Origin of the sequence: Vallicoccus soli, assembly GCF_003594885.1 — a bacterium.
Taxonomy (GTDB): Bacteria; Actinomycetota; Actinomycetes; order Motilibacterales; family Motilibacteraceae; genus Vallicoccus; species Vallicoccus soli.
Genome location: NZ_QZEZ01000009.1, coordinates 1 through 16357, shown reverse-complemented (window position 1 = coordinate 16357; position 16357 = coordinate 1). Strand labels below are relative to the sequence as shown.

Sequence of the window (16357 nt, the reverse complement as noted above, 5' to 3'; positions counted from 1 at the left end):
ACCGCTCAGCCGACGGGCTGGCGGGCCCGGCGGGGCAGGGCCGGCACCAGGGTGCGCTCGTGCCCGCCGCGCCACTCGAGCAGCAGGGCCGTCGCGTCGCCCGCGAGCGCGCTGCCCGGGCCGAGCACGGCGTGGCGCAGCCGCCGCAGCGTCTCCGCCGGGCCCTGCGCGGCGTCGTACCGCTCCACGAGCCGGCACAGCGCGTCGCGGTCGAGGCGCTCGCCCTGCGGCGTCGTGGCGGTCGCGAGCCCGGGGGTGTGCAGCAGCAGGCGGTCGCCCGGCTCCAGCGCCCAGCGGACGACGGCGGGCTCGCCGGCGCGCACGGCCCCCGCGCCGGCACCGAGCGGGGGGCCCGCCGGGGCGTCCCCGGCCCGCACCGGTCGCCCGCCGCGCAGCAGCGACGGTGCGGCGTGCCCCGCCGACAGCCAGCGCAGCTGGCCGGAGCCCAGGTCGAGCTCCGCGAGCACCGCGGTCACCGGGCGGGGCGCCGCGGTGAGCGCGCCGTCGACGAGCGACCAGGTCTCCTCGAGCCCGAGCAGCGCGCGCCGCCCACTGCGGTACGCCGCGAGCGCCAGCGCCGTCGACGTCGCGGCGGCCACGCCCTCGCCGTGGGCGCTGAGGACCGCGAGGTGGGCGGTGTCGCCGTTGGCCGCGTAGTCGTAGCCGTCACCGCCACCCGCCTCGACCGGCTCGAGCAGCGCCGCGAGCGCCAGCCGGTCGGTGGCGAAGGTCGCCGGCGGCAGCTGGGCGCGCTGGAGCTCGCCGGCGACCGACAGCGGGCGGGTGCGCCGCACGAACTCGACGATGTCGCCGTACGCGGCCTTGCTCACCGAGACCTGCGCCAGGAGGTGCACGTAGCGCTCGCAGGCCTCCACGAGCGCGTCCGACACCTCGCCCAGCGCGGGCCGCAGGCCGACCTCGACGACGCCCAGCCGGTGGGTGCCGTCCAGCAGCGGGATCCACAGCCGGGTCTGCAGCGGACTACCGCTTCCCACCTCGAGCACGGAGCTCGTGCTGTACGCGCGCCCGCCGAGCGTCCCCTCGACGGACAGCGGTTGCCGGTCCGCGGTGTGCCGGCCGGGCATGGGCACCAGCGTGCGCTCGACGTGGTCGGCGAGGTAGATGACCAGCTCGTCGACACCGAGGGCCCGCGCCTCCTCCACGGCGATGGTGGTGAAGTCCGCGGGCGAGCAGAGGTGCGCCCTGCGCAGCAGACCGCCGTGCGCCCGCGCCGCGGCCGACTCCACCCAGCCGCTCCCCGTCGCGTACCTCACAGCGCCGCCACGCCCCACCGCAGCGCGAGGGTCTCCCCCGGAGCGAGGACCTGGAGGCCCGTCCCGCTGGCAAGCGCGTTCCCGGGCGCGGTCATCGGCTCCACGGCCACACCGCGTCGCCGCCGCCCCTCGGCGAGCGTGTCGCCGGTGAACACCTGCAGCCAGCCGGCCGGCCGCTCGGTCCACAGCACCGTCCCCGAGCCGTCCGGCCCCCGCAGCTCCACGCGCACCCGGCCCGACTGCCCCGGGACGAGGTCCGTGAACGTGTCGTCCACCACCTGCTCACCGAGCGCGCGCCCCTGCCGCAGGTCGTACGGCGTCCCCTCGACCGCCTCGCGCCCCACCGGGGTGCCGCGGTCGTCGACGACGAGGCGGGTGGCCGCGGGCACGGCGAGGCGGCACCCGTCGACGGTGCCGCCGCCGGGCGCGGCGAGGTACGGGTGCTGGCCCAGCGCGACGGGGGCCTCCTCGTCGCCGGCGTTCGTCGCCGCCAGCTCGACGGCGAGCCCCTCGACGGCGTCGACGGCGTACGCCGCCCGCAGGTCCAGGCGGAACGGGTAGCCCGGCTGCGGGTGCAGCCGGTGGGCCAGGACGACGCGCTCCGGCGAGCGCTCCAGGGCGCTCCACCCGGCCCAGCGCACGAGCCCGTGGTTCGCGGTCGCCCGGGCCACCTCGGTGAGGGGCAGCTGCAGGGTGCGGCCCCGCCAGGTCCAGCGCCCGTCGCGCAGCCGGTTGGGCCACGGCGCGAGCACCTGCCCGCGCCCGCCGTCGGGCAGGGCGTCCTCGGCGTACCCGTCGAGCAGGTCGCGCCCGTCGTGCACCAGCGACCGGATCCCGCCGCCGACCTCCACCGCCACCGCGCGGTACGGCCCGGCCGCCAGCGCGTGCTGCTCCCCCGTGGGCGTGCCCCTGTGCATGGGACAACCTTCCCCCACCGGGCGCCGGAGCACCCGTCGAGGTGTGGGTAAGGTGAGCCTCACCTGAGTTCCTCGAGCCTGGAGAGCCCCGCATGACCGCACGCCGTCCCGCGCCCCGCCTCGCCGGCGCCGCCCTCGCCGCCCTGCTGCTGGCCGCCTGCGGCGGTTCCGACGACACCACCGGCAGCGCCGCGGCCGGCGGGGAGGCCACCGGCTGGTCCTTCACCGACGACCTCGGCACGACGCTCGAGCTCGACGAGCGGCCCGACCGCGTCGTCGCCCTCACCGACGTGGCGGCCAGCCTCTTCGCGTACGACGTCGCCCCCGTCGCCACCTTCGGCTGGAGCGCCCTCGCGGCGGACAGCCGCTTCGAGGGCTTCGACACCTCGGGGACCACCGACCTCGGCACGGCCTACGGCGAGATCGACCTCGAGCAGCTCGCGGCCGCCGACCCCGACGTGATCGTCACCCACGCCTACCCGGTGGACAGCGAGGGGACGATCGACGACACCAAGCCGCTGTACGGCTTCACCGACCTCGCCCAGCAGGAGGCGGCCGCCGAGATCGCCCCGATCGTGGCGGTCGCGATGCGCGGCAGCGCCGTGGACGTCGTGGAGCGCACCGAGGAGCTCGCGGTGTCGCTCGGGGCCGACCGGGCCGACGTGGACGCGGCCCGCGAGGAGTACGCCGCCGCGGCCGAGCGGCTGCGCGCCGCCGGCGAGCGCGACCTCGACGTGCTCGTCGGCGCCGCCTACCCGGGCGAGGGCGTGTACGTCGCCAAGGCGCAGGACGACCCGGTGCTGCGCGCCTTCGGCGACCTGGGGGTCGACTTCGTCGACCCGGGCGGCGAGGGCTACTACTGGGAGACGCTGAGCTGGGAGAACATCGGCACCCTCCCCGCGGACGTGGTGCTGGAGTCCGAGCGCGCGATGCCGGTCGAGGAGATGCAGCGCCAGCCCACCTTCGCGCGCACCCCCGCCGCGTCCTCGGACCAGGTCCACCGCTGGGTGTTCGCCGCGCTGGACTCGAAGGCCCAGGCGGCGTGGGCGCAGGAGCTCGCCGGCCACCTGGAGCAGGCGCGCGACGTCGCCTGAGCGGCGCCGGGCGCCCGGCCCGGGCGGTCCGCCGCCCGGGCGGCCCGGGCGCCTACAGGTAGAGGTCGAGCCGGTCGCCGACCCGCTCGACCCGCTCGACCCGCGGGGTCCCCGCCCGCACCACCGGTGCGGCGGGGACCGCCGCGACGGTCAGCGAGCCGTCGGCGACGGTCCGCGGCCCGTCGAGGGCCCGGCGCAGCACGATGAGCTGGACGGTGTCCGGGGTCGCGGCGACGAACATGTCACCCAGGGTGCCTGCGGGGGCGCACCCGCGCATCACCCGTCCGGGTGATCCAGCAGCGGCGGGCGGTCGCCGACGGCGGCGCGGGAAAGCCGTGGCGCCCCGCGCCGGGCGGGGCGTACGGTCCTGCGCATGATCAGCTGAGCCACCCGGGGGCGTGAGGCCACCGCCCCGACCGGCACCGGCGCGCAGGCCGGTGACCCGCACCGCTCGTCGCACCGCGCCGCACGTCCCTGCGGGCCCGACCACCGGGCCCGGGACGGCGCGGCGCCCCCGCGCCCCAGGCGCTCCCCCGCGCGCAGCGCCCGCCCCGGCGGGCGCCGGCGCTGCCGCACCGTCCTCGCTGCCCGAGGAGGCCCGCATGGCTGCCCGTCCCGTCCCGCACCTGCCCACCACCGAGCTCACGCTCACCCCCACCGCTCCCGACGCCCGGCCCGCCCCGGGCCCCGACCGCCCGGTGCTGCCGGGCCTGGCCGCCGCACCCGCCCCCGCGGGGCGGGGCGGGCGCGGGCACCGGCGCGAGGGCGCCGCCGGGCACCCGAGCACCTCCCCCGCCGGCGGCGGGCGGCGCGCGTACGCGTTCCGCCGCCACTGAGGGGCCCTCGACCCCGACCCGCGCCCGACCGGTGCCGGTGCCTCGTCCGGTGCCGCCGGACGAGGCGCACGGGTGCCCCACGAGGCCTCCTGGCCTCGCGGGGCACCCGTACGGGTGCCTCACGTGGTCACGAGCACCAGCCGGGCGGGGAGACGGCCGCGGCGACGGCGGCGCGGAGCCGCGCGTGCAGGGCGCGGGTGGCCGAGCGGTCCACGGGCACCTCGACGAGGCGCAGCCCGGGGGCCGGGGCGAGCGCGGCGCGCAGGGCGTCGAGGTCGCGCACGAGCTCGTACCGCGTGCCGTGCGCCAGGCACAGCGCCTCGAGGTCCACGCCGGTCGGGGTGCCGAAGACCCGCTCGAAGCCGGCGGCGTGCTCGGGCGCGCCCTGCTCGAGCTGCGTGAAGATGCCGCCGCCGTCGTCGTTGACGACGACGAGGACGAGGTCCGGGCGCGGCTCCTGCGGCCCGAGGACCAGGCCGTTCGCGTCGTGCAGGAGGGTGAGGTCGCCGAGCAGGGCGTACGCCGGGCCGCGGTGCGCCAGGGCCGCCCCGAGCGCGGTGGACACCGTGCCGTCGATGCCCGCGAGGCCCCGGTTCGCGAGCACCGCGAGCCCCTCCCGCGGCGCCGCGGCGAGGTCCACGTCGCGCACCGGGCTCGACGAGCCCAGGACGAGCAGCGAGCGGTCCGGCAGCGCCTCGACGAGCGCGCGCGCCACCGCCGGCCCGCTCAGCGGGGCGTCGTCCAGCACCTGCGCCACCGCGCGCGCGGCCGACGCCGCCGCCTCCTGCCAGCGCCGGGCCCACGCCGCGTCCGCGACCGCCGGGTCGCCGGCGAGCGGGCGCCACGCCCCCGGCGGCGGCTCCGCGGGCTCGCGCAGGCCCGCCGCGACCCACGAGGGGTGGTGCACGGCCGTCGCGACCGCGCCCGGGTCCGCCCAGCGCGGCGACGACGTGACGACCTCGACGACCACCTCGGGGTCGCGCAGCAGCCGCTGCACCGGGCGGGCGAGCGTCGGGCGGCCCACGACGAGCACCCGGTGCGGGCGCTCGGCCGCGACGAACGCCTCCGCCCCGAGCAGCAGCGGGCCGTGCGCCAGCGCCTGCGGCACGCCCGCGCTCGGCTCGGCCACCACCGGCCACCCGCGCCGCTGCGCCAGCAGCCCGGCGTCGCGCGCCAGCTCCGGCGGCGCGTCCCCGACGACGACGAGGGTGCGCTCGAGCCCGGTGCCCAGCGCGCGCGGGCCGTCGAAGGGGCCGGTCCACACCGGCGGGGCGATGGACACCCGGGTCCACGGCCCGCCGTCGGCGCGCCCGTCGAGCGGCTCGGGCCAGGCGTCGGTGCCGTCGGGCAGCAGGGGCTCGCGGAAGGCGACGTCGAGGTGCACCGGGCCCGGGTCGTCGTCGAGCTCGCCCGCCGCGGCGGCCAGGACGCGGCAGACGGTGGCGCGCCACGGCGCCACCTGCCCCGCGCGCGCCTCGGGCGCCGGCAGGTCGACGGCCAGGCGCACCGCGGCGCCGTACACCCCGGGCTGCTCGGTCGTCTGGTTCGCCCCCGTGCCGCGCAGCTCCGCCGGGCGGTCCGCCGTCACCGCGACGAGCGGCACCCCGGCGTGCGAGGCCTCGAGGACGGCCGGGTGCAGGTTCGCCACCGCCGTGCCCGAGGTGCAGACGACCGGGACCGGCACCTGCGAGGCCTTGGCCAGCCCGAGGGCGAGGAAGCCCGCCGAGCGCTCGTCGACGCGCACGTGCAGGCGCAGGGCCCCCGCGGCGTCGGCCGTGTGCAGGGCGACGGACAGCGGGGCGTTGCGCGAGCCGGGCGACAGGACGACCTCGCGGACGCCGCCGCGGACCAGCTCGTCGACGAGGACCCGGGCGAGCGCGGTCGACGGGTTCACGCGGCGCCGCCCCCGGCGGCGGCGCGCCCGACCGCGTCCAGGCGCTGGCGCCACCGCCAGCCCGCGTCGACCCCCGCGTCGTGCTCGGCCAGCCGCGCCGGGGACGGCTGCGGGCGGCGCACCGCGAGGGCCCCGTCGACCGGCAGCAGCGGGTCGTCGACGAGGTCGTGCCGCAGCAGCTGGACGGTGGCGAGCCCGCAGGCGTACGGCAGCTCGGGCAGGGCCGCGGCGAGGGCGACGCCGGCGGCGATCCCCACGCTCGTCTCCAGCGCCGACGACACGACCACGGGGAGGCCGCAGCGCTCGGCGAGCTCGAGGCAGGCCCGTACGCCGCCCAGCGGCTGCACCTTGAGCACCGCGACGTCCGCGGCCCCCGCGAGCGCCACGAGCAGCGGGTCCTCGGCCCGGCGGATCGACTCGTCCGCCGCGACCGGCACGTCGACGGCGCGGCGCACCCGGGCGAGCTCGTCGAGGGTGCGGCAGGGCTGCTCGACGTACTCGAGCCCGCCGGCCGCGCGGTCGTACGCGGGCAGGCGCCGCACGGCCTCGTCGACGTCCCACAGGCCGTTGACGTCGATGCGCACCCGCCCGGCCGGGCCGAGCGCGTCGCGCACCGCCTCGAGCCGGGCCAGGTCGTCCGCCTCGCCCTGCCCGGGCTCGGCGACCTTCACCTTCGCCGTGGTGCAGCCGCCGGACTGCGCAACGACCTCGTGGGCGCGCTCGGGACCGACCGCCGGGACGGTGGCGTTGACCGGCACCCGGTCGCGGACCGGCGGCGGGAAGCCGTCGTACGCCGCCTCGCGGGCCGCCCGCAGCCAGGGCGCGGACTCGCGCGGGCCGTAGTCCCAGAACGGGCTGAACTCGCCCCACCCGGCCGGCCCGCGCAGCAGGACCCCCTCGCGGACCAGCAGGCCGCGGAAGCGGGTGCGCATCGGGAGCGCCCACACGTGCTGACCGGGCTGACCGGGCGCCTCGCTCACCGCACTAGCCTAGGGCCGTGGTCAGCCCCCTCTTCGACGCAGGCTCCTGGCGGGCGGTGCAGGGCTTCGACCTCACCGACGTGACCTACCACCGGCACGTGGACCTCGGTGCCGTGCGGGTCGCGTTCGACCGGCCGGAGGTGCGCAACGCCTTCCGCCCGCACACCGTGGACGAGCTCTACCGGGTGCTCGACCACGCCCGGCGGTCCCCCGACGTCGGGTGCGTCCTGCTCACCGGCAACGGACCGTCGCCGAAGGACGGCGGCTGGGCGTTCTGCTCCGGCGGCGACCAGCGCGTCCGCGGACGGGCCGGCTACCAGTACGCCGCGGGCGAGACCGCCGACACCGTCGACCCCGCCCGCGCCGGGCGGCTGCACATCCTCGAGGTGCAGCGGCTCGTGCGGTTCATGCCCAAGGTCGTCATCTGCCTGGTGCCCGGCTGGGCCGCCGGCGGCGGGCACTCGCTGCACGTCGTCTGCGACCTCACCCTCGCCTCGCGCGAGCACGCCCGGTTCAAGCAGACGGACGCCGACGTGGGCTCCTTCGACGGCGGGTACGGCTCGGCGTACCTCGCCCGGCAGGTCGGCCAGAAGCTCGCCCGCGAGGTGTTCTTCCTCGGCCGCGAGTACGACGCCGAGGCCGCGCACCGCATGGGCATGGTCAACGAGGTCGTCCCGCACGAGGACCTCGAGCGGGTCGGCGTCGAGTGGGCCCGCGCGGTCCTCGGCAAGTCGCCGACGGCGCAGCGCATGCTCAAGTACGCCTTCAACGCGGTGGACGACGGCATGGTCGGCCAGCAGGTGTTCGCCGGCGAGGCGACCCGGCTGGCGTACATGACCGACGAGGCGGTCGAGGGCCGCGACGCGTTCCTCGAGAAGCGCGCCCCGGACTGGTCCGGCTTCCCGTACTACTACTGACCGGGAGGTGGGGCCGGTGCTCGACGTGCTCGTCGTCGGCGCCGGCCAGGCCGGGCTCGCCGTGGGCCGGGCGCTGGCCGACCGCGGGGCCGACCTGCTGCTCGTGGACGCCGCCGGCGCCGTCGGCGACTCCTGGCGCGCGCGGTGGGACTCGCTGCGCCTCTTCACCTCCGCCGAGCACGACGCGCTGCCCGGGCGGGCGTTCCCCGCGCCCCGCGGGTCGTACCCGGGCAAGGACGCCGTGGCGGGCTACCTCGCGGCGTACGCGCAGGGGCTGCCGGTGCGGACCGGGACGCCGGTCCACCGGCTCGCCCCGGCACCGGGCGGCTTCGCCGCCGAGACCCCCACGGGCACGGTCCGGGCCCGCCAGGTGGTCGTCGCCACGGGGCCGTTCCAGGTCCCGCGCGTCCCGGCGCTCGCCGCGGGCCTGGACGTCCCGCACCTGCACACGGGCGCGTACCGGCGCCCGTCCGACGTGCCGGGGCGGCGCGTGCTCGTCGTCGGGGCCGCCAACAGCGGCCTGCAGGTGGCGCTGGAGCTCGCGCGCGCCGGGCGGGTCGTCACGGTCGCCGTCGGCCGACGGCTGCGCCGCGTGCCGCAGCGCCCGCTCGGGCGCGACCTCTACTGGTGGCTGACGCGCACCGGCCTCGTCACGCGCCCCTCGGACGCGCCGGGCCCGCGCATCCCCGACGTCGTCGTGGGGCCCTCGTGGCGCGCCCTGGGCCGCGAACTGGCGCTGCGCGGGAGGGCGGTCGCGGCCCGCGGGCGGGTCGTCGAGCTCGCCGACGGGCCGGTCGAGGCCGACGCCGTCGTCTGGGCCACCGGCTGGCGCACCGAGCACGGCTGGTTCGACGTGCCCGGCGCGGTGCGCGGCGGCCGCCTCGTCCACGAGCGCGGCGCGGTCCCGGTGCCCGGGCTGCACGTGCTCGGGCTCCCGGGGATGCGCATGCGCGGCTCGGCGCTCCTCGGGTTCGTCGGGCACGACGCCGCGTGGGTGGCGCGGCGGGTGCTCGCGCGATGACCACGCGGGGCCGGGGTCAGCGCACGTGGTCGCGCAGGAACGCGACCGCCCGCCCCCAGGCGATCCCCGCCTGCTCGGGGTCGTACGTGCCGATGAGGTCCTCGTCGTTGTAGAACGCGTGGCCCGCCGGGTACGTGTGCAGCTCGGCCTCGACCCCGGCGCCGCGCATCGTCGCGAAGGCCTCGCGCACCGCGTCGAGCGGGACGCTCCCGTCCTGCTCGCCGTAGTGGCCCTGCACCGCGCCGCGGATCGCGGTGAGGTCCGCGCCCTGCGGCAGCCCGTAGAACGGCACCGCCGCCGACACGCGCTCCCCCTGCTGCGCGGCGAGCGACAGCACGAAGCCGCCGCCCATGCAGAAGCCGATCGCGCCCACCGTCGGGGACGTCACCGCGGGGTGCCCGACGAGGTGGTCGACCGCGCCCGCGAGGTCGCGCGCGGCCCGCTCGGGCGGCAGCTCCTGCATCATGCGCATCGCCTCGGGGGCGTCGTGGGTCGTCGCCCCGCCGTAGAGGTCCGGCGCCAGCGCCACGAAGCCCTCCGCGGCCAGGCGGCGCACGACGTCCGCGACGTGCGTGGTGAGGCCCCACCACTCCTGGACCACCACGACGCCCTGGCCGCTGCCGGACTCGGGCAGCTCCAGGTAGCCGTGGGCGGTGGTGCCGCCGCTGGGGAAGGTCGTGTTCTGCTGCGCGCCGTCGGCCACGTCGTCTCCCGTCTCGAGCTCGTCCCGCCCGGCCTACCCCGATCCGTCCCGACCTAGGCTGGTCCGCCGTGCCGCCCGCGCCCCCCGCGCCGCCCCTCGCCGAGCTCCCCCGCGACCCGCGCGCCGCCCTCGCCGCCGTCGCGCGCGCCCTCGACGGCGGGCCGGCGCTGCTCGCCCTGCCGCCGGAGCCGGCGGCCGCGCGGGCCCTCCTGGACGCCGTACGCCCCGACGAGCCGCTCGAGCACCCCGGTGCGGCCCTCGTCGTGGGGACGTCGGGCTCGACGGGCGGGCCGAAGGGGGTCGTCCTCACGGCCGCCGCGCTGCGCGCCTCCGGCGCCGCGACGGCCGCCCGCGTCGGCACCGGGCGCTGGCTGCTGGCGCTGCCGCTGCACCACGTCGCGGGGCTCCAGGTGCTCTGCCGGTCGGCGCTCGCCGGGACCGCGCCGGTGGTGCAGGACCTCGCCGGCGGCTTCACCGCGGCGGGCTTCGCCGCGGCGACGGACCGCCTCGGCGGCGGGCCGCGCCTCACGTCCCTCGTCCCCACCCAGCTCGGGCGCGTCCTCGACGACGCCGCGGGGCGGCGGGCCCTCGCGACGTACGACGCGGTGCTCGTCGGCGGCGCCGCCGCCGCCCGCCCCCTGCTCGAGCGGGCGGGCGACGCGGGGGCGCGGGTCGTGACGACGTACGGGATGAGCGAGACGTGCGGCGGGTGCGTCTACGACGGGGCACCGCTCGACGGGGTCGACGTCGCGCTGCGCGCCGACGGGCGGATCACCCTCGCCGGGCCGGTGCTCATGGCGGGCTACCGGCTGCGCCCCGACCTCACCGCGCAGGTGCTGCACGGCGGGCGGTTCACCACGGGCGACCTGGGGCGGTGGGGCGCGGACGGGCGCCTGGAGGTGCTCGGCCGCGCCGACGACGTGCTGGTGAGCGGCGGGGAGAACGTGCCGCTGGCCGCGGTCGAGGCGGTCGTCGCCGAGCACCCGGGCGTGCGCGAGGCGTGCGCGGCCGGGCTGGCGGACCCGGAGTGGGGGCAGGTGGTCGGGGTGGCGGTCGTCGCCACGGCGGGCGACCCGCCGGACCTCGACGCCCTGCGCGCCCTCGTGGCCGGCCGCCTGGGCCGGGCGGCGGCCCCGCGCGCGCTCGCCGTCGTCCCCGCCCTGCCGCTGCTCGGGGTCGGCAAGCCGGACCGGCGCGCCGTCGCGGCCCTGCTCGCGGCTGGCAGGATGCCGGACCGTGGCTGACTCCGGCGCCGAGGTCCTGCACGTCCGCGGCGGGGTGCTCGTCGGCCCCGACGACGTCCGGCCCGAGGCCTGGGTGGTCGGGGGCCGGGTCACGTACGAGCGCCCGGCGCTCCCCGCGCGGCGCGTCCAGCCGGTCGACGGGTGGGTGCTGCCCGGCCTCGCCGACGCGCACTGCCACGTCGGCCTCGCCGCGCACGGCGCGGTCGACGAGGCGACGACGGAGCAGCAGGCGCTCACCGACCGGGGCACCGGCGCGCTGCTGCTGCGCGACGCGGGCTCCCCCGCCGACACCCGCTGGGTGCAGGGGCGCGAGGACCTGCCGCGCCTGGTGCGGGCGGGGCGGCACATCGCGCGCCCCCGGCGGTACCTGCGCGGCTACGCCCACGAGGTCGAGCCGGAGCAGCTGGCGGCCACGGTCCGCGAGCAGGCGCGGGCGGGCGACGGCTGGGTGAAGGTCGTGGGCGACTGGATCGACCGCGACCTCGGCGACCTGGCCCCGCTGTGGCCGCGCGACGCGCTCGAGGCCGCGATGGCGGCCGCCCACGAGGAGGGCGCGCGGGTCACGGCGCACACCTTCAGCGAGGACGCGCTGCGCGACCTGCTCGAGGCCGGCATCGACTGCCTCGAGCACGCCACCGGGCTCACCGACGAGACGCTGCGGCTCGTCGTCGACCGCGGCGTCGCGATCGTGCCGACGCTCGTCAACATCGGCACGTTCCCGGGCATCGCCGCGCGGGGCGAGGCGAAGTTCCCGCGCTACGCCGCGCACATGCGCCGCCTGCACGCCCGGCGGTACGACACCGTCCGCACGGCGTGGGAGGCGGGCGTGCCGGTCTACGCCGGGTCGGACTCCGGGGGCTCGCTGCCGCACGGGATCGTCGCCCACGAGGTCGCGGAGCTGGTCCGCGCCGGCCTGCCGACGCGCGCGGCGCTCGCCGCCGCGACGTGGGACGCGCGCGCGTGGCTCGGGCACCCCGGGCTCGAGGAGGGCGACCCGGCCGACCTCGTGGTGCTCGACGCCGACCCGCGCGAGGACGTGCGGGTCCTGCAGCGCCCGCGCCTCGTCGTGCTCCGCGGGCGGGCCCTCCCCGGCGCGGCCGCCACCGCCGTACCCGCCCCCTGACGCGCACCCGGCAGACTGGGGCGGTCCGCCGCCGCCGCACGTCAGGAGCACCGCGCCGCATGGCCACCGCCGCCCAGTGGGTCGAGGGGGCCCGCCCCCGCACCCTGCCCGCGGCGGTCGCCCCGGTCGCCGTCGGCACCGGCGCGGCCGTGCACGTCGACGGCGCCGTCTGGTGGCGGGCGGGCGTCTGCCTCGTCGTCGCCCTCGCGCTGCAGGTCGGCGTCAACTACGCCAACGACTACTCCGACGGCGTGCGCGGCACCGACGCCGACCGGGTCGGCCCCCTGCGGCTCGTCGGCTCCGGGGCGGCGGCCCCGGCCGCGGTGAAGCGGGCGGCCCTCGCGAGCTTCGCGGTGGCGGCGGTCGCCGGGCTCGCCCTCGTGGTGGCCTCGGGCGCCTGGGCCCTGCTGCTCGTCGGCGCCGCCTGCATCGCCGCCGCCTGGTACTACACCGGCGGCAGCCGCCCCTACGGCTACTCCGGCCTCGGCGAGGTCAGCGTCTTCGTGTTCTTCGGCCTCGTCGCGACCGTGGGCACGAACTACGTGCAGACGCTCGACCTGCACGCCGCCGAGGTGCTCGGCGGCGTCGGCTGCGGGGCGCTGGCCTGCGCGGTGCTCGTCGCGAACAACCTGCGCGACATCCCCACCGACGCGGTGGCCGGCAAGCGCACCCTCGCCGTGCTGCTCGGCGACACCCGCACCCGCGTCCTGTACGCCGCGCTCGTCGCGGTCGCCGCCCTCGTCGTGCTCGCCGCCGGGGTCCTCTCGCCCTGGTCGCTGCTCGGGCTCGTCCCGTTCGCCCTGGCGGTGCGCCCGGTGCGCGCCGTGCTCGCGGGCGCTTCCGGGCGCGACCTCGTCCCGGTGCTCGGCGGCACCGGCCGCCTCCTCCTCGCGTACGGCCTCCTGCTCGGCCTCGGGCTCGCCCTCGGCTGAGCGCCCGCCCTCCCCGCACGACCACGGCAGGAAGCGCCTGCGGTGATCGTGCGGGGGCGCGGCGGGAACGCCGGTGCGGGGTGCCGGGGGGCGGTGGCACGATCCTGCGCGTGCCGCGGCCCGGGGCGACCCCGCTCGTCGGCCGCGAGCGGGAGCTGTCCCGGCTCGCGGCCGGGCTCCGCGCCGCCCGTGGGGGGCGGGCCGGGCTCGTGCTCGTCGGGGGCGAGGCGGGCGTGGGCAAGACGCGGCTGCTGGGGGCCCTCGCCGACCGGGCCCGGGCCGAGGGTGCGGCGGTCCTGGTCGGGCACTGCGTGGACCTCGGCGGCGCCGGGCTGCCCTACCTGCCCGTGGTCGAGGCCCTGCGCGGCCTCGCCGCGGCGTCGGCGGCCCGGCCCGCGCTGGCGCAGGCCCTGGCGCGCCACCCCGCGGCGCAGCGGCTGACCGGCGGCGACCGGGCCCCCGGGCCCGAGGACGGGGCGGTGCGCCTGCAGCTCTTCGAGGCCGTCGCGGGCCTGCTCGGCGAGGCGGGCGCCGACGCGCCGGTGCTCCTGGAGCTCGAGGACGTGCACTGGGCCGACGGCTCCACGCTCGACCTGCTGCGCTTCCTCGGCGCCCGGCTCGCCGACGAGCGGGTGCTGGTCGTGGCGTCCTACCGCACCGACGAGCTGCACCGGCGCCACCCGCTGCGCCCCCTCCTGGCCGAGGCGCGCCGGCTGCCGGTCGTCGAGCACCTCGAGGTGCCGCCGTTCGACGACGACGAGCTGCGCGAGCACCTGACGGCGCTGCACGGCGGCCCGCTGCCGGGCGGGCTGCTGGCCGAGGTCGCACGGCGCAGCGAGGGGAACGCGTACTACGCCGAGGAGCTGCTCGCGGCCCGCTCCGGCGGCACCGGGGGCCCGCTCCCCGACGGCCTGGCCGACGTGCTGCTGGCCCGGGTCGAGCGGCTGCCCGCGCCGGCGCAGGAGGTGGTGCGCACCGTCGCCGTCGCCGGCCGGCGGGTGGGCGACGCGCTGCTGCAGGCCGTCGCGGGCACCCCGGCCGTGGAGCTCGAGGCCGCGCTGCGCGAGGCGGTGGCGGGGCAGGTGCTCGTGGCCGACGGCGAGGGGTACGCCTTCCGCCACGCGCTCCTGCAGGAGGCGGTGCACGGCGACCTGCTCCCCGGCGAGCGGGTGCGCCGGCACGCCGCCTTCGCCGCCGCGCTGCAGGGCGCGGCGGGCGCCGGGGTGGCCGCCGCGGAGCTGGCGCACCACGCGCTCGCCGCGCGCGACCTGCCGCTCGCCCTCGTCGCGGCGGTCCGCGCCGCCGACGAGGCCGCCGCGCTGCTCGCCCCGGGCGAGGCCCTGCGCCAGGTCGAGCAGGCCCTCGAGCTGCTGCCCGCGGTCCCCGCCGCGGCGGCGCGGGACGCCCTGCGCGCGCCGCTGGGCCGGCTCGAGGAGCGGCTGCGCCCGGTCGTCCTCGCCGGGCCCGCCGACGAGGGCCTGCGCCTGGCGCTCGTGGCCGCGGCGCTGGCCAGCCGCTGCGGCGAGCCCGAGCGCGCGGTGGCGCACGCCCGCGACGCCGCGGAGCGCGCCCCCGCGGGCTCGCCCGCCGCGGTGGCGGCGCGCTACGTCCTCGTGCACCACCTCACCGACGCCGAGCACGACGCCGAGGCGCACGAGCTCGCGCGCGAGGCGCTCGCGCAGGACGGGCCGCCGTCGGCGGCGCGCACCTGGACCCGCGCCGCCCTGGCGCGCGTCGCGCTCTTCCTCGAGCGGTACGACGAGGCCCGCGCGGCGGCCGAGGAGGGGCTGGAGGTGGCGCGCGCGCAGGGGCTACCGGACGCCGAGGCCGACCTGCTGGCGACGCTGGCCGTGCTCGACGAGGGCGCCGGGGACGTCGCGGCCGCGGCCCGGCACCTGCAGGCCTCGCTGGAGCGGGCGGTCGCCGCCGGCGACGCGACGACCGAGGTCCGCGCCCACTACAGCCTGGCCGCCCACCGGTGGTACGCCGGGGACGTCGCCGGGGCGCTCGCCGCCCTCGCCGCGGGGGTGCCGCGCTCGGCGGCCCTGGGCCTGGCCTGGAGCCCGTACGGCATCGAGCTGCGGGTGCTGCAGGTCGTCGCGCTCGCCGTGGCGGGGGACCTCGCGGGCAGCGAGCGCGCGGCCGACCTCGCCGGCCCGGCCGGGGACCGCCCGCCCGTCCCGGTGCTGGCGCGCCTCGCCGCGGCCCGGCTGCACGCGGCCGTGGCCCGGGGCGCGCCTGACGCGGCCGAGCAGGTCGAGCGGCTGCGCGACGCCTGGCACCACGACCCGCAGATCGCCCTCATCGCCGGCGGCTGCGAGGCGGACCGGCGCACCGCCGAGGGCGACCTCGCCGGGGCCCTCGACGTGGTGCAGGAGGCGCTCGACGCGGTGGAGCGGGAGTGGGGCGCCTGGTCGCTGGGCGGCATCTGGCTGTGCGCGCTCGGCCTGGCCGCCCTCGCCGACGCGGCGGCCCGCGCCCGCACCCGCGGTGACGCGGCGGCGCTGGCCCGGGCTCGGGCGCAGGGCGACGCGCTGCTGCTGAGGGCCCGGACGACCGCGGAGCGGGGGCGCCCGCGGGCCGGCCGGCTCGGGCCCGAGGGCCGGGCGTGGCTGCGCCGGGCGGAGGCGGAGCACGCGCGCCTCGTCGACCCGGCGGCCGCGGTCCCGGCGTGGCGCGCGGCGCTCGAGGCGTTCGGGTACGGCCACGCGCCCGAGACCGCCCGCACCCGCTGGCGGCTCGCCGAGGCGCTGCTCGAGGCGGGCGAGCGCGAGGCCGCGGCGCGCGAGGGCACCGCCGCGCTGCGCGAGGCGCGCGCGCTGGGGGCGGAGCCGCTGCGCCGCGCGGTGGAGGCGCTGCTGCGCCGGGGTCGGCTGGCGCCGGTCGAGGCACCGGCGCCGGCGCCGGCGGCCGGTCCGCTCACGGCGCGCGAGGCGCAGGTGCTGGCCCTCGTCGCGCAGGGCCTCACCAACCGGCAGGTCGGGAGCCGGCTGCGGATCAGCGAGAAGACGGCGAGCGTGCACGTCTCGCGCATCCTGGCCAAGCTCGGCGTCGCCAGCCGCGCGGAGGCGGTGGGCGCCGCGCACCGGCGCGGGCTGCTCTGAGGCCGCGGGCCACTCGTCGCGCTGCGTGTCGCCAGCTGTTCGCCCCGTGTTGACCCGGGGAGGAAGCGGGCGTTCCCGGCACCGCGCCAGAGTCCTCGGCCGTAGCCCCTCGCCGAGCCGGAGGAACCTCCCGTGCAGCAGACCCCCCTCCCCGCCCTGTCCCGTCGCGGCTTCCTGGTCGCCGGTGCCGGCGCCGCCGGTGCGGCCGCGCTGGGCGCCGGTGCCTCCACGCCCGCCACAGCCGCTGCTGGTGCGGGTGCGCGTTCGCGGCGGCTGGTCGGTGACCCGTTCACCCTCGGGGTGGCCTCCGGGGACCCC

At 79.7% G+C, this 16357-nt stretch carries 14 protein-coding genes and 1 pseudogene; 9 read left to right on the top strand and 6 right to left on the bottom strand.

Annotated features, from left to right (window positions below; all coding sequences use genetic code 11):
* Positions 1-5 precede the first annotated feature (5 nt).
* Both D5H78_RS16310 and D5H78_RS16305 read right to left on the bottom strand, forming a co-directional pair.
* Entirely contained in the window at positions 6-1274 is a 1269-nt protein-coding gene (locus D5H78_RS16310) for a PP2C family protein-serine/threonine phosphatase (RefSeq protein WP_133412083.1), read from the bottom strand.
* Positions 1271-2191, bottom strand: a complete 921-nt coding sequence (locus D5H78_RS16305) for an aldose 1-epimerase family protein (RefSeq protein WP_119951576.1) — start codon at positions 2189-2191, stop codon at positions 1271-1273. Before D5H78_RS16305 ends, D5H78_RS16310 begins: the two co-directional genes overlap by 4 nt.
* Before the next feature lie 92 nt (positions 2192-2283).
* Between D5H78_RS16305 and D5H78_RS16300 the strand changes: the two genes are divergently transcribed.
* Positions 2284-3285: an ABC transporter substrate-binding protein gene (locus D5H78_RS16300; protein ID WP_119951575.1), complete on the top strand. Its 1002-nt coding sequence runs from the start codon at positions 2284-2286 to the stop codon at positions 3283-3285.
* Between the two features lie 52 nt (positions 3286-3337).
* Here the strand turns inward: D5H78_RS16300 and D5H78_RS16295 are convergent, their stop codons facing one another.
* On the bottom strand, positions 3338-3526 hold the full coding sequence (locus D5H78_RS16295) for a hypothetical protein (RefSeq protein ID WP_119951574.1): 189 nt from the start codon (positions 3524-3526) through the stop codon (positions 3338-3340).
* A gap of 361 nt (positions 3527-3887) precedes the next feature.
* On the opposite strand from D5H78_RS16295, the gene D5H78_RS16290 reads away from it, so the two are divergent.
* Positions 3888-4121 carry a hypothetical protein gene (locus D5H78_RS16290; RefSeq protein WP_119951573.1) on the top strand — a complete coding sequence of 78 codons (234 nt, stop codon included), beginning with the start codon at positions 3888-3890 and terminating at the stop codon, positions 4119-4121.
* Positions 4122-4248: 127 nt separating this feature from the next.
* Here the strand turns inward: D5H78_RS16290 and menD are convergent, their stop codons facing one another.
* Together menD and D5H78_RS16280 are read right to left on the bottom strand one after the other, a co-directional pair.
* On the bottom strand, positions 4249-6015 hold the full coding sequence (gene menD / locus D5H78_RS16285; RefSeq protein ID WP_119951572.1) for a 2-succinyl-5-enolpyruvyl-6-hydroxy-3-cyclohexene-1-carboxylic-acid synthase: 1767 nt from the start codon (positions 6013-6015) through the stop codon (positions 4249-4251).
* A complete protein-coding gene (locus tag D5H78_RS16280; protein ID WP_218566714.1) occupies positions 6012-6995 on the bottom strand; it encodes an o-succinylbenzoate synthase in 984 nt (327 codons plus the stop codon). The genes menD and D5H78_RS16280 overlap by 4 nt, the downstream gene beginning before the upstream one ends.
* A 17-nt stretch (positions 6996-7012) precedes the next feature.
* Here D5H78_RS16280 and D5H78_RS16275 point away from each other — a divergent pair, with 17 nt between their 5' ends.
* Both D5H78_RS16275 and D5H78_RS16270 read left to right on the top strand, forming a co-directional pair.
* Positions 7013-7912, top strand: a complete 900-nt coding sequence (locus tag D5H78_RS16275; RefSeq protein ID WP_119951571.1) for a 1,4-dihydroxy-2-naphthoyl-CoA synthase — start codon at positions 7013-7015, stop codon at positions 7910-7912.
* A gap of 16 nt (positions 7913-7928) precedes the next feature.
* Complete coding sequence (locus D5H78_RS16270; RefSeq protein WP_218566713.1) at positions 7929-8933, top strand: flavin-containing monooxygenase; 1005 nt, start codon at positions 7929-7931, stop codon at positions 8931-8933.
* 16 nt (positions 8934-8949) lie between these two features.
* Here D5H78_RS16270 and D5H78_RS16265 read toward each other — a convergent pair whose 3' ends face one another.
* On the bottom strand, positions 8950-9636 hold the full coding sequence (locus tag D5H78_RS16265) for a dienelactone hydrolase family protein (protein WP_119951569.1): 687 nt from the start codon (positions 9634-9636) through the stop codon (positions 8950-8952).
* Between the two features lie 68 nt (positions 9637-9704).
* Between D5H78_RS16265 and menE the strand changes: the two genes are divergently transcribed.
* The 5 genes and pseudogenes from menE to D5H78_RS19865 all read left to right on the top strand — a co-directional run.
* Positions 9705-10880: an o-succinylbenzoate--CoA ligase gene (gene menE / locus D5H78_RS16260; protein WP_119951568.1), complete on the top strand. Its 1176-nt coding sequence runs from the start codon at positions 9705-9707 to the stop codon at positions 10878-10880.
* Entirely contained in the window at positions 10873-12003 is a 1131-nt protein-coding gene (locus D5H78_RS16255) for an amidohydrolase family protein (RefSeq protein ID WP_119951567.1), read from the top strand. The genes menE and D5H78_RS16255 overlap by 8 nt, the downstream gene beginning before the upstream one ends.
* A 59-nt stretch (positions 12004-12062) precedes the next feature.
* On the top strand, positions 12063-12935 hold the full coding sequence (locus D5H78_RS16250) for a 1,4-dihydroxy-2-naphthoate polyprenyltransferase (RefSeq protein ID WP_119951566.1): 873 nt from the start codon (positions 12063-12065) through the stop codon (positions 12933-12935).
* Between the two features lie 110 nt (positions 12936-13045).
* On the top strand, positions 13046-16039 hold the full coding sequence (locus tag D5H78_RS16245) for a helix-turn-helix transcriptional regulator (RefSeq protein ID WP_218566712.1): 2994 nt from the start codon (positions 13046-13048) through the stop codon (positions 16037-16039).
* 132 nt (positions 16040-16171) lie between these two features.
* Positions 16172-16357 (top strand): annotated as a pseudogene (locus D5H78_RS19865) (alkaline phosphatase D family protein); the annotation flags it as partial.